Genomic DNA, 13,555 nt, shown 5'->3' on the forward strand with positions numbered 1-13,555 from the left:
CCCCCCCCCCTAAAAAAGCCCTTGAATTTGGGGTTGCAATGGTATCACGATTTAGATGATTTTAAGGGGTGGTTTTTTTATGAGATTTTGCAACACCAGTATGCTATTTCCTTTGATGAGAAAATGACTTATGATTGCCTCTTTGGGGTGTATCCTAGAACACTAGAGGGGTTGTATCAGGCTTTAGACAATCCTAACAAACGCCTTGTTTTTGTGGGGGAGAATGAACGCATTGACTTTAATATCTATGATTTTGCGATGGGTTTTGATCATTTAGAGTTTGGGGATCGCTATTTGCGCGTGCCTCTTTATTACCAATCTTTTTATTGGTTCTTGCACATCATTACTAATGCATCCAATTCTCCCTTTAAGCTAGATATGGCGCAAGAGACCCTGCATTCTCCTTTGATACTCCATATACCCCATGCATCTACAAGCACTAAAATTTCTTTTTTTGCAACATACCCCCATTTAAATGCCTTAGCTAGAGAACAAAAAAACCCTCTTGAACGCGACTTTGCTAGTTTTGTAGCCTCCAACTGGGAAGCTCCCATGCGCAATGCCTCTTATCAAAAACTCAATGATTATCGCTCTGTAGCTGGAGGTGGGAGGGTGTTTAACACTACAGGCAAACCCGTATCTAACAAACATGAATTTTTAAGCCAATATAAATTCAACCTGTGCTTTGAAAACTCTTTGGGGATGGGCTACACCACTGAAAAAATCGTGGATGCCTACTTTGCCCACACCATCCCCATTTACTGGGGTAATCCGCTGGTGCATTTGGATTTTAACCCTAAAAGTTTTGTGAATGTGCATGATTTTGATAACCTAGATGAGGCACTTGATTTTGTGCGCTACCTAGACACCCATGACAATGCCTATTTAGAAATGTTGCATGCCCACCCGCTCAACACTTCAGAGGGCAAGCCTAGATTTTGCCATGATTTGAGTTTTAAGGTGATCTTAGATTTTTTGATCAACGCCATAGAAAGCCCGCATATTTACCACGAACAAATCAATGTGTCCAGCAAAAGCTTATACGCCCCCGATCGCACTTCTTTACTGGAATTATTTTCAGGACGCGAACACCTGCACATGGCTTTTAAAAAACTCCGTGCCAAAACAAGGTCTATGCTCAAAACAGCAGCCAAGACACTTAGAATCATCCATTAGTGGGGCAAAAAGATTGGCTAAAGCCCAAATATCCCCCTATACCCTCCCTTTGGGGAGTTCCTTTAGCCCCCAAGAGAATTTTTCTTTGAGGACCTTAAAATAGTTGCGATTCAAGGGTTGGAGCAAGGTGGCTTGGCGGGTGGATGCCTGCACTTTTAAGACTTGGTGAGCCCTTAGGGCGTGGTGACTCTGCCCATCGAGCACCACCACACAAGATTTTTGCGCCACAATCTCTAAGCGCGCGTGTGCGCCCAAAATCAAGGGGCGTTCATTTAAAGAGTGGGGGGCGATGGGGGTGATCAAAATATTTTGGCACAAAGGATGGACTACACTCCCGCCCACGCTGATATTATACGCTGTGGAGCCTAGAGGCGTGGCAATAATCAAACCATCGACTTGATAGACATTGGCTAGGGTCCGATCGATGAATAATTGCAATTCTAAAATCCCATAAAAGTCTTTTTTAGCCACCACAATATCATTAGCACAGAGGAAGGTCCGGGGGGGGTGTTTGCCCATGTGCGCCTCTAGCATCAAATGTTGGTGCAAGCTATAACGCCCCTCTTTGAGGGCTTTTAAAAACTCTAAGGTGCCCTCTAAATTGGTCGCGCTCAAAAACCCCAGACGGCCCACATGGATTCCAAAACAGGGGGCAGCACTGCTATGGCGTAAAGCCCCTAAGAGTGTGCCATCACCCCCCAAGCACAGCAAGGCTTCATGGGGGTTAGATTTTGGCGGAATCAAGAAGTCATAATCCATCTGCGCCTCTTGCAAGGCAACTTGGAGGGCTTCTAAGTGTTTGGGGGCGAGATCGGGTTTGAGGAGGACATGCACACATTTAATGGGAGGGAGTTTCATATTAATCAAAAAACCTAATGGATCATAAATAAAAAAGCCCCGAGAGAAAATCTCTCAGGGCTAAAAAGGAGGGGGACTTGAATAATACCCTATGAATGCTTAATTCTATCTTAAAAGGCATAGCGCATCCCCACATTCCCGGTGATATTGATGTCTTTGTAATCCAACCCAAAACGCGCCCCAATGCCCGCATTGATATAAAAAGATCGCCACAAACGCACTTCCCCCCCAGTTGTCAAGCTCATAAAAGTGTTGTAAAGCCCCCCATTGCGGTAGCTCAAGGTATCATTGCCAATGAAACGCACTTGTTTATCGCCCATCGAATTGACAAACAAATCCCGCCCAATGCCTGCGATCACATAGTAATAAGAGTTCTTTTTGAAATAATGCCGACTCTCTAGGGCAAGATTGAGGGTGAGCACGGACTTATTAGCCGGATCGGCATTGGCTTTAAACTGGTTATACAAAGGATTAGCCATTGAGCCTTGCAAACGGGATAACCCAATATAGTAGTAAGTGAGCCCGATTTGGGGTTTTAAAATGACTCGTTTTTCTTTAAAAAAGAAGTCATAGCCGTAGTTGGCGTTTAGGTTGGTCGTCCATGTATTGTAATCGTATTTTTGATTCACGACCGATAAAATGGGGTTGATTGCATTGATGGTCGCTTTGTTATAGCCCCAAGTCTCATTGACACTGCCCGTAATTTCATGTCTGCCCTTTAAAAAAGCACGGCTATAAAACCCCACATTGACATTATTAGAATTGGCGTTGCTGATATTGCCATAAAAACCACTATAGCCATAGGCGGCATACCCGCCCACAATCACGCCCTTAATGAAACGATCGTAGCCGACATTGATTCCATAGAGCGTGCCCGTGCCCCCAGCCACAAAGCTAGCCCCACCCACGCCAGTAACCCAAAAGTTATTTTTCAAGCGGTCCCTTTGGGAATAAGCCGTGATAATATCCATCGCATTGGGCACCGCACTGGCAAACTTCTTGCCCTTGAGGGATTGTAAAAAGTCATGGAAAGAGACTGCCGGCTCAGCACTGAAACTAGAGAGCTTGGCTAGACGGCTCATTTGCTTGGTGTGGGAGCTAATTTGCAAGAGATCGGAGGCATTGGCTTTGAGCGTGGGGCTAGCAATCAAATCGATACTATTGGCAATATCCTTAGCCATTTTCACCATGTCTTGCAAAGAGTGTTGCTCGAGGTAGTAGGGCGCAAAGAGGGGCGTGTTTTTGGTTTCAATCAAGAGTTTATTAAACCAGCCCATCACATCAGGCCCCCCGGCTTGCTCAATGGCGCGCACGCTGGCTTCCCCTTGGATTTGGCTGATGTATTGCTTGATCGTGGGCACTTCAATATTGAGGGGCTGATTAACCCCCACTTGGATTTTATTATAGGCAATGGAGGTGCTCACGCTCTGGTTATTGCCATTTTGGTAGGTAACCAACAAACCGCGATCGCTGATATTGACCGCCTGCCCGTTATAAGTTAAGCCCGTGCCTTGTGCGTTGATCTGGAAATTAGTCCCATTGATTTTCAAGCTGGTATAAAGATTGAGGTAATCTTGCCAGTTATTGGGGTTAAAGGTAGCCGGGTTGTAGTGAATCCAGCTATTAGATTGCATGAGGGTATAAGCACCGCTGATGGGCGTAGTGGCACCTTGTGGGGCTTGGACGCTAAAGCTCAAGGGCGTTTGGGCGTTCAAATTAAAATTGATGAGCCCATTGGCTTGAATCAAGGGTTGGCTAGGAGTCAAAGAAGAATCCACGCTCAAGCTGACCGTGCCCGCACTATTAAACCCGTCTCCAATTTGCAAGCCATCTGCTGTTGGTGTCTGTGTTGTTTGTGTGTTGGAGGGTAGTTTGGTGATGTTGAGATCAAGAGTTGCCCCACTTTGCAAATTGAGATCTTGGGCGACATTGAGCACGCTAGTAGAGGTGCTAGTAAGTGCCTTGGTGATGGTTAAGTTATTTGCCTGCAAGGTGGCATTTTGGGTGAGATTGAGCGTGCCTAGGGCGGTTTGGTTGGTTACGCCAGAGAGATTGACCGCCCCATCGGCATTGATTGTGCCCAAATAGCTAAAATTATTGGCACTCACGCCCAAACTCTCGTATTGGTTAAGCGCAATCGTGCCCTTTTGGACGGCGAGATTATTGAATTGGGCATTGATGGTCAGTCCATTACTGGCGTTCAAGGTGGTTAGGTTAATGTTAGAAACATCGTTAGAAAAGAGATTGAGCGTGCCTTGATAGTTGGTAAAATCAATGCTATTATCCCCCACAAAGTAAAGGGATTTGCCCGCAACAAAGCTCAAATCTCCCCCCGTGGCGTTGCTAAAGGTGCTGTTATTCACAAAGACGCTATCATTAGCCAAAAAGCTAAAATAACCCTTCTCCCAAAGCGTGCTAAGACCCTTAGGGGCTAATAAAGCCCCCACGCCCGCTTTTTTAAGGGCTTCTTGCAAATTAGGGGGTAAGATACTCCCCAAGCCCTTTTGCCAAACCCCCCCCAAACCGCCATCTTTGATAATGCCATTGATCACATTGCTAACCATGGTGTTATCTTGCAAGGCTTTTAGGGTGTCTGGTCCTAAGATGTCGCTTAGAATTTTCATCCCGACATTTTGCGCCATGTTGGTGAGGGCTTTGGGGGGGTTGAGCGCATCTTGGATCGCCATGTTAAGAATGGTGCCTAAGAGTTGGGGTCCTAGCCATTTCACGCCTTCATTAACCAAGTTTGCATTCTCAAAGACCATCTTAAAGACTTGCCCAAAAGTGGTGGTGTCTAAGAACTTTTGCATGCTCGCAACACCTTGGGGCGTGTCGCCCATTGCCAAGGCTTGGTTTAAAGTCATGCCCGTTAGTGGGGAGAGTTGCTCCATCAAGGTCCAAAGGGTATCATTCCCATAAAGACCATTGACGATATTTTGAGCCCCTTGAACCCCACCCAAAGTAGCGATCGCCGCTTTTGCCGCAAGACCTCCCTTGTCAATCTCTTGCTGGAGCATGTTGTCAATTTTTGCTTGTTGTGCCGGATCTAAAAGACTAACGAGCCCATTAGGACCCAACAAGTTGCCCACCGTTTTAGAGGTCATGATGTCTTTAATGGCAGTGGCAAAACCGGGTAATTGCAAAATGGGTCCTAAATCACTGGCATTAAAGATTTGCCCCAGCGTTTTGCTACTTAAGGATTTGGGCAATAAATCTTGCAACCCTTGAGGAATCAGACCATTGTTGGAGGCTGTTTGGTAAATGATATTCCCCAATGCCTGTCCTAGTCCGGGTTGCCCCAAGATTTTATCAATACCCCCTGTGCCCAAAAGGTTAAAGACTTGATCGGTTTGCTGGGCGGTTACATTGGCTTGGTTTAAGACCAAATTGGTTGCGCTATTAAAGCTTACAGACGCACTCCCGCCCGTCTGGGTCGCATTCCCGCTACCAAGGGTCCCAGTGATGTAAATATCTTTGGCATTAAAATTGGCATCAATATAGCCCAAAGCCCCTGCTGTGGAAGTTAAGAGCTGTCCTAAGTAGGTATTCCCAAAGGTTTTACAAAGAGAGTCTTGAGCGCATATACCCGCATACCCATTCCCCCCAAACCAAACCTTACTTGTGTTATTGACTTGCCCAACCTGTGTCGCCCCCACGACCAAAGTGCCATTTTTAAAGGTTTGGTTGATATTGCTGGAGAGCGAGTCGATAAAGCCCAAAAGCTGTTGTTTTTGCTGGTCTGTCAAGCTGATATTAGAACTTGAGAGGGCTTGTAAAAGTTTATTGGGATCACTTAGATCATTGATATTAAAAGATTTTAAGAGTTGCTCTAGGGCGGGGAATAGACTAGAGGCGATGTCAAAGAGATTAGATAAAACCTGCTTATTGATCGGGCTATTGTAGATGTAAAGCGGGTCTAAGGGGTGTCCACTGGTGTTGTAGGTGGTGGGCACTTGGGGATTAATGGGGGCATTCATGGAAGTGGGGGGCGCAAAGAAAACCCCCTTGACATTACTATCTAAGAAAAATGTCCCCACCCGATCATCGCTATAATCATAGCTGGTCCCCGTAGGGTTTTGCCTAGATTGTTTGTAATAAAAGAGCTCGGGGGCGATGTTGTAGAGATTGGCTAGAGTGGGGCTAGGATTAGGATTAGCCGAGATGGTGATCGTGAGGTTATCATTTTGCACGCTCTCAGTGATGATCTGGTTGCCATTGAGGGGATTAACAAAACTCCAACTATCATTGGCTTGGTTATACAAAGCATTTTGAATAGGCAAACCATAGAGCCCGATGTTTTGATAACCATCTGCCCCCCCAAGCCCCACAATGCTACCCGCTTTTAAAATATCAAAGGTTTTGGACACCCTACCATCTACAAGATTGGTGAAAATATCAATATTAGAAAGATTGAGCTTGGCTTTTGGAGCTAGAGTGAATTTTTTAGTTACATTGATCAAGGGAGTCGTGTTAGGGCTCATCGCACCATTGAGATTTAAAAGCCCATTGACCTCAAAGCTATCCATGCTCAAGCTATTATTGCCATATAGATTCATATTGGTTGTGCCGCTACTGCTCACAGCCCCGCTCGCATTAAAGGTGCTATTCTCCATCACCAAGTTACCCGCATTAAAAGTAACATCTTGCAAGCTCAAGGAGCTATTAGAAAGATTGGTGGTGTTCCCCTCAAAGTTGCTCTGCCCTTGTATGCTAGCACTAGCACCATCACTCAGATTCAAGCTAGACTGCCCCCCAAAAGCCACCCCGCCCTCAAAAGTGGCTGTTGTCTTTGGTTGTCCATTTTGCCCGGTCCCACTCAGATTCAAGCTAGACTGCCCCCCAAAAGTTGCCAAACCCTTAAAGGTCGCCATGCTCCCTTGAGATAAACTAATGCTCGCATTGCCACTCAGCGTAGTCGTGCCCTTAAAAATCGCCTTGCTTTGGTTGGTTTTTTGCCCACCCGTGTTCATCAAGCTCAAAAGCGCATTGCCACTCAGGGTTGTGTTGCCATTAAAAGTGATGTTGCTATTATTGTCCAAATTCAACGCGCTATTGCCCGCAAAATCTGCTTGTTGGTTAAAAGTTGCGGTGCTGGAGTTATTTAAGAAAAGCGCACTATCGCCCCCCAAATTAACGGCGGTATTAAAGGTCGCATGGCTTTTCTGGTTGAGATTAAAGGTCGCATCGGTGCCCTCAAGGCTAGCACCCCCACCATTATTCCCAATGCTAAGCGTGCTCCCACGCCCCAAGAAGAAACCCCCGCCATTTAAGCTAATGCTAGGCGCATTGAGCGTAACTTGGGTAGCACTCCCTTGCACGGCACTTTGATTAAAAGTGATCTGCTTGGAGCCGGTAAAACTAAAACTCCCCCAAGTCGCATCAAAGAAATGCGAATTGATAATATCCATTGTCTGTGCGCTAAAAGAAGCACGGGAGTGCTGGCTAGCTCCCGTTTGCAGTCCGGGAAAGACGGTAGCCACATTGCTATAGGTGAAGCCATCAGCTGTAAGATTGTCTGTGGCACTAAAAGTAATCTTGGCACCCTGTCCGTAGGCGAAATTACCCGTTTTAAAGGTGTTGGTGAGATAAATATTAGGGGCATTAAAGGTACCGGTAATATATCCCATTGGATTTATCCCCCCACCAGGACCAATGGCAATCGTCCCCCCCGTGGCCACTGCTGGGTGGTTGTTCCCAATCACCAAAATCCCCGTTGTGCCCGTGATATTGGCATCAAAACTATGGTGGATAACACTCCCCCATGTGCAGAGGGTATTAGCCTCGCTACAGCTGGTGGATTGCCCGCCTTGTAAGGGATTGATATAGGCAATCCCATCGCCAATATTGATATTAGGGTAACCATTATTCCCATTTAAAGGATAGACAATACCCCCCCAAATATTAACCACATTGGTGATCAACTTCAAGGTAAAAGAATTACTGTTTAAAGTCTCTTGCATTTTGAGAATCAAGCCACCCACATCAAACCCGACCGTATAGACATCGCCACTTTGGCTTAAAAGTTGCCCATGCATGCCTTGGTAATTGATCATCTCCCAAAGAGCATGGGCATATTTGTTATCGTTATAATTGATCTTGCCTTTTAAAAGCGTGTAGGTTTGCCCGGCGGTCAAGGAGTTTAAAATATTAAAAGTGGCTTCTTTGCCTAGGGTGATGAGTCCATTGACTGCGCTAAAGGGCGAGGCGGAGATATTGGAACCCCCGGGGAATAAATTATTGGATTTTAAGGTTGTGGTGCCCTCTAGGGTTAAATTTTGTGTGTTGAACTTATATTGCGAATAGCCCTCAAATTTGGTGTTATCCAGTGTGATACTATTCCCGCTCAAGGTCATTGTTTGTGGGTTATTGGGGTCTTGCAAGGGGTCATTAAAAAGCGTGTTGGAGATGTTTAACGCCCCAGTGGCATTGATGTTGATATTGCTTTGATTGCCAATAATCGCGCTGGTATAAGAGCTATCACTATCTGGGTTGGCACTTGCCCCGCTGATATTGATCGTCTGCCCGCTTAAGTTAAAACTGCCTCCACTGCTCCCCTCTTTAAAAGTGGTGTTTGTCAAGTCAATAGCACCACCCTTTAAGGCAATATTACCGTTTGCATTCTCGTTGCTAAAGCTCGTGTTGGTGATGTTGAGGCTTTGGCTACCGGTGATGTCAATACCGGCACTATTGCCCGAAAACTGGGAATTGCTAAGACTCGTATTCTTAGCACTGAAGCTAAAAGAGCCCCAAGACTGATCGCTAAAACTAGAATCTTGAACATCAATATTTCCATTATTGGCACTAAAATAGGCGCGTGTGTTTTGGGTGCCGGCTTTAAAATTTTGGTAGCTCAAGCCATCCATGGTGATCTTGTCTGTGGCGGTGTAGGTGATACTTGTTCCCCCACCAGTGCCCCATGCATTCCCACTTTGGATATGGCTAGTCAAGTAAATGTTTTGGGCTTTAAAGTTACCGGTGATATAACCCGTAAGACCGCTATTTCCCCCCGTCCCGCCAAAGCGGATCACCCCCGTTTTATTGGGGTTTTCCGTCTTGTTTCCAATGATTAAAGTCCCTCCATTCCCCTTATCCAAAGACGCGCCAAAAGTGCCACCAAATGAGCTCCAAGTTTGGGCGGGGTTGTTGGGGTCAGTGCCCGGATCGATGTAGCCAATCCCACTCCCCACATCGTAATTTTGGTTATTATAGATTTGATATACCCCATTCCAAATACTTTGGATACTGCCAACAAACTGCATACTCACTTTTTTGTCGCTAAAGGTTTCCTTAAAGATGTATTCTTCACCGGTTTGGGGGTTGTTTGTGTTGTAACGCACATAATAAGTGCCAAGCCCAGAATTTGGATTGTTCAGTCCATTGCCCGTGTAAAGAGTTCCAGTAATCCCTTGGTAGTGGATTAAATCCCATAAATTTTTGGTGTAACCGTTATAGTTGATGGTGCCGCTGGTTTTAATGACATCATAAGTGGGGTAAGTTCCAGCGTTGGCTTGATTTAGGGCTTTTGTGATGTTAAAGGTTACACCTTGCAGATCAACATTCCCCCCTAAACTCGTAAAGGGGGAATCATTGCTTAAGGTGAATTGGGAGTTATTTTCAAAAGTCAAACTTTGATTATTACTGATGGTGCCCATCACCCCATTACTGTAGGTTACATGGTTAAAAACAATGTTGGGGCTATCAAAATTAATTTGTGTGCTATTTGATCCTGGTTCGACTTGAAAAGTGGTGTTTGTAAATTTTTCAGAAGTCTTATCGGTTATGTTGATGGTGGCACTGCTAGAACCCCCGATTGTGGCGTTATTAGCCGTTGTGCCGTGATTGCCATGCAAATTGAGCGTGGTTTGATTGACGCTTAACTTATTGGTGATTTGGATACTTTGGGCGTTCCAATTATCGGTAAAATGGTATCCACCATAGTAGCTTGTGAGGGTAACGGGGTTGCTGACCCCTCCGCCAGAACCGATCTCAAGCAAACCTTGCGAACCATTACCATTAATTTGCAAATTGAGGCTACCGCCATCGTATTGGATTTGGCGCAAGTAGTAATGTGTTTGATTACCTACTAAAGTGATCGAGCCATTACAATCATAATTCGAGCAGTAGTAGCCATTATTGCTATAATAATATGACCAGCGGTTATTCCACAAGTAACCCAAAATGTTTTGTTGTCCCCCCAAGTCAGCAGCACCTAAAGGACTTAAACTAGCCAACCCCCCGATCACAAACGCCCCACTAGCGAGGCATTTAGACAGCACTCTAGAAACACCTGATCTTTTGGGGGTGGGGGTGGTTGGGGGGGCTTTGGCAACACGCACGCATTTAGACGGGCTGGCTTTTGCACGCTTGGCGAGGGCTTGGATAACCCTAAGTTTAAAAGAATGGCGTTTTTTCATGGATTGCTCCCAAGCTTAAGAACACAAAGGCACGCATGCCAATTATCCCGTTTTTTCATGCCTTTCATGATCGCCTATTCTCATATAAAATTTACCCAAAGAGTTTCACCAAATGGGTTAAAATCAACGCACAAAGCCCGCCTAAAATCCCGGCTAAGGCATCATCGCCCACGACCCCCAAGCCCCCCTTGACATCGCGATCGATCTTGCCAATGATGGAGGGCTTGAGGATATCAAAGAGTCTGAAGAAAATAAAGCTAGCGATGATGCCCACCCAACTCCAACCCGCAATCGCCATCGCCATCCACATGCCCACCAATTCATCAATCACGATCTGTTTGTCATCGTGGGTGTTGGTCTGTGCCTCGTAGATGTCAATTTGCTTGATGGCAATCAAGCCGATTAAAATCGCACATAAAAAAAGCGTGTTAGCCGAAACATACAAGATGGGCAAGCCCAGCACAAGAGCGACTGCACTGCCTGCCGTGCCCGGTCCCTTAGATACTTTGCCCGAGAAAAACAGGGTTAAAAAACACTCTCTGCTAAAAAAACGCAAGAAAATCCTAGCGTTTCAAGCTATTGACCGTTTGGAGCATGTTATCGGCTGTTTGAATCGTCTTAGAATTAGCCTCATAGGCGCGCTGGGCGGTGATTAAGTCGGTCATCTCTTCGACCAAACGCACATTACTAAGCTCTAAAAATCCTTGTCGCAACTGCCCATAACCATCTCCATTAGGATTACCCACAATGGCAGGACCACTAGCGGAGGTTACAGCGAGCAAATTATCCCCCAAAGCGTGCAAACCAGCCGGGTTAATAAAATTAGCCAAAGTGATTTGCCCAATCACATTAGAGGTGCTGGCATTGCCCTGTGTAACACTCACCGTGCCATCTACGCCGATACTAATTTGGGTGGTGTCTTGGGGGAAGGTGATTTGGGGGATGAGCAAATACCCCTCAGTGGTAACCATATTGCCCTGATCGTCGATCTTAAAATTGCCCGCACGGGTATAAGCCGTAGAGCCATCGGGCATTTGGATTTGGAAAAAGCCCTTGCCCGTGATGGCAATGTCTAGGTTATTTTCGGTCTCTTTTGGGCTACCCTGAGAAAACATCTTAGTAACGCTAGAAGTGCGCACGCCTAAGCCCACTTCAATTCCATTGGGCGATTTGGTGGTATCTGAAGTGGAAGTGCCCGCATATTGCAAGGCTTGGTAAAAGAGGTCGTTAAAATCCGCGCGTTGTTTTTTAAAGCCCACGGTATTGACATTGGCGATATTGTTTGAGGTGGTGTCGATATGGGTTTGTTGCCCTAACATCCCGGTGGTGGCACTATAAAGAGATCGCAACATGGCTAGCCTTTCAGAGAGAATAAAGGGGCATTATAGCCAAAATTTTTTAACACCCATCAAAACACAAAATTTTTAAGACAAATCCGCTAAAATTTAATATTAACTTAACTCTGTTACACTCAAAGACTACGAAAAAAGGAGCAAACATGCCCCTACCCCCTAAGCCCTATAAACTCAAATGCCCTTGTGGGTTTTCTAAGATTGTGGCTTTTAAGAGCGATGCCTTGAGTCCTCTAGACTTAGCCAAAATGGCAACAACTTGCCCCAAATGTGGGCAACAAATGCAAAGGGTTTCTTTAAATTTATTCGATCAAATATTCAAGGTGTTCAAAACATGATTCAAAATCTTTTACTTCTTTACAACCCCTTTTACCAAGAAAATGTCATTGAGTTGCACTTAGAAATACTAAAAGAAAAGGGCAAAGTTGCCTTTGGCAAAATCCGCCCCCAGAACAAAAACCAAGAGCACAAACACCCCCAAACTTTAGAGCGCATTTACCAAAGCACCAACTCTAAGGATTTTTTACAACTCTTTTTAACCAATTTTTCCAGCTTATTTGTGGCAAAAGTGGAGGCGGTGCAAAAGGATTTAGAAGGTGCGAGCGCGCCTGAGTATTATTTTAGCGAAGATAGAAAGTTTAGCGTGGAGGCATGGTTTATCATCACGGATTTAAGGGAGTTGCAAAGAGATAACTTCATGATTGTGCGCGATGAACACTTGCCCAACTTCACCACGCCCGATTACGAAAACCGCACTTTTAGCATCTATGGTAGCAGTTACAGCTACCCGCTTGCCATAGAGATGAAAAAAGAGATCAACTACTTTGAAGCCCCCCAAAAACACTACCCCAATGTCTTTAAAAACGCGGAGTTTTTAGAACTCAAAGAGCACTTGATTGAGCTCAACTTTGGGGCTAGTGCCTACAAGCTCCACCACGCCAGCCTAGACAATATCATTTACGCCGAAATGGAGTATCAAAAGAACAAACAAGACCCCCTCTATGACTTTGGACCCATCACGCTCAGATACTCTAAAATCTTAGAGCAGGAAACCTACGCCTTGTTTAAGGATTTAGTGCGTTTTTTAGCCCAAAAAAACCCCAAAATCCTAGACATGCGTTACTTCTCTAATTCTAAACAAGCAGACAAACTTTTAAGCACTCTCCTCACAGATGATTACAAAGACAAGCCCGCTTTAGCCGATTACAGAAACATCATCACCTTACCTAGCCTCCAAAATCCCCTTGTAGATTTGCTCCCTAGCCCTACGCGTTTATTCCTATCCAAGACCCTCTTAGAGGTGATTGAAATTTTCCGCCCGATCCGCAACAAGAGCGCGCATGGCAATGAACGGACTTCTTTAAAAGAGGCGCAAGTCTTACGCAATGAGATTTTAGGTATCATGGGGGCAAATTTCTTAAAAAGCATCGCCAACCACAAAGCCACCCTCACCCCACCCAAACCCAAAAACAGCCCCAAAAAGGTGCTTGAAAACATCGGGGGGATTCGGATTGTGGGGCGTTAAGGACTGGATTTTTGAATTTGCTCTTTTTTTTGCTACAATAGGGTATTTTCTGTGGAGTTTTTTATGTTCCCTAGACCCTATAGGCTTGAGCCCGGCAGATTTAATGGCAGCTAACACCACCTACCCTAAGTGCAACCAAACTATGCGCAAGGCTTCTTTAGGGCTATTGGACCTTTTATTCTGTTCATTATAACAAATTGACGCTGCGGACGAATTAAAGGGGTGAATTT

7 protein-coding genes are annotated in these 13,555 nt (G+C 45.3%); 3 read left to right on the forward strand and 4 right to left on the reverse strand.

Features of this window, described 5'->3' with window-relative positions:
* On the forward strand, positions 1 to 1,176 hold a 1,176-nt coding region (locus C5684_RS09120; RefSeq protein ID WP_158650178.1), incomplete at its 5' end, for a glycosyltransferase family 10 domain-containing protein.
* A 36-nt stretch (positions 1,177 to 1,212) separates the two neighbouring features.
* On the opposite strand, the gene C5684_RS02650 is transcribed toward C5684_RS09120, so the two are convergent.
* From C5684_RS02650 to flgG, 4 genes are all read right to left on the reverse strand, one after another.
* Positions 1,213 to 2,034 (reverse strand): NAD(+)/NADH kinase, encoded by an 822-nt coding sequence (locus tag C5684_RS02650; RefSeq protein ID WP_104639336.1) that lies wholly within the window; start codon positions 2,032 to 2,034, stop codon positions 1,213 to 1,215.
* A 110-nt stretch (positions 2,035 to 2,144) separates the two neighbouring features.
* Positions 2,145 to 10,448 carry a vacuolating cytotoxin domain-containing protein gene (locus tag C5684_RS02655; RefSeq protein ID WP_104639337.1) on the reverse strand — a complete coding sequence of 2,768 codons (8,304 nt, stop codon included), beginning with the start codon at positions 10,446 to 10,448 and terminating at the stop codon, positions 2,145 to 2,147.
* Positions 10,449 to 10,539: 91 nt separating this feature from the next.
* Positions 10,540 to 11,004 carry a phosphatidylglycerophosphatase A family protein gene (locus C5684_RS02660; protein ID WP_104639338.1) on the reverse strand — a complete coding sequence of 155 codons (465 nt, stop codon included), beginning with the start codon at positions 11,002 to 11,004 and terminating at the stop codon, positions 10,540 to 10,542.
* A gap of 7 nt (positions 11,005 to 11,011) precedes the next feature.
* On the reverse strand, positions 11,012 to 11,800 hold the full coding sequence (flgG, locus tag C5684_RS02665) for a flagellar basal-body rod protein FlgG (RefSeq protein WP_006016181.1): 789 nt from the start codon (positions 11,798 to 11,800) through the stop codon (positions 11,012 to 11,014).
* Between the two features lie 146 nt (positions 11,801 to 11,946).
* On the opposite strand from flgG, the gene C5684_RS02670 reads away from it, so the two are divergent.
* Together C5684_RS02670 and C5684_RS02675 are read left to right on the forward strand one after the other, a co-directional pair.
* On the forward strand, positions 11,947 to 12,138 hold the full coding sequence (locus tag C5684_RS02670; protein ID WP_104639339.1) for a hypothetical protein: 192 nt from the start codon (positions 11,947 to 11,949) through the stop codon (positions 12,136 to 12,138).
* The gene (locus C5684_RS02675; protein WP_104639340.1) at positions 12,135 to 13,325 is read left to right on the forward strand and encodes an HP0729 family protein; all 1,191 of its coding nucleotides are present in this window, start codon (positions 12,135 to 12,137) and stop codon (positions 13,323 to 13,325) included. Before C5684_RS02670 ends, C5684_RS02675 begins: the two co-directional genes overlap by 4 nt.
* Positions 13,326 to 13,555: the final 230 nt, after the last annotated feature.

The organism is Helicobacter bizzozeronii (assembly GCF_900196775.1).
In the GTDB taxonomy this organism is placed as follows: domain Bacteria; phylum Campylobacterota; class Campylobacteria; order Campylobacterales; family Helicobacteraceae; genus Helicobacter; species Helicobacter bizzozeronii.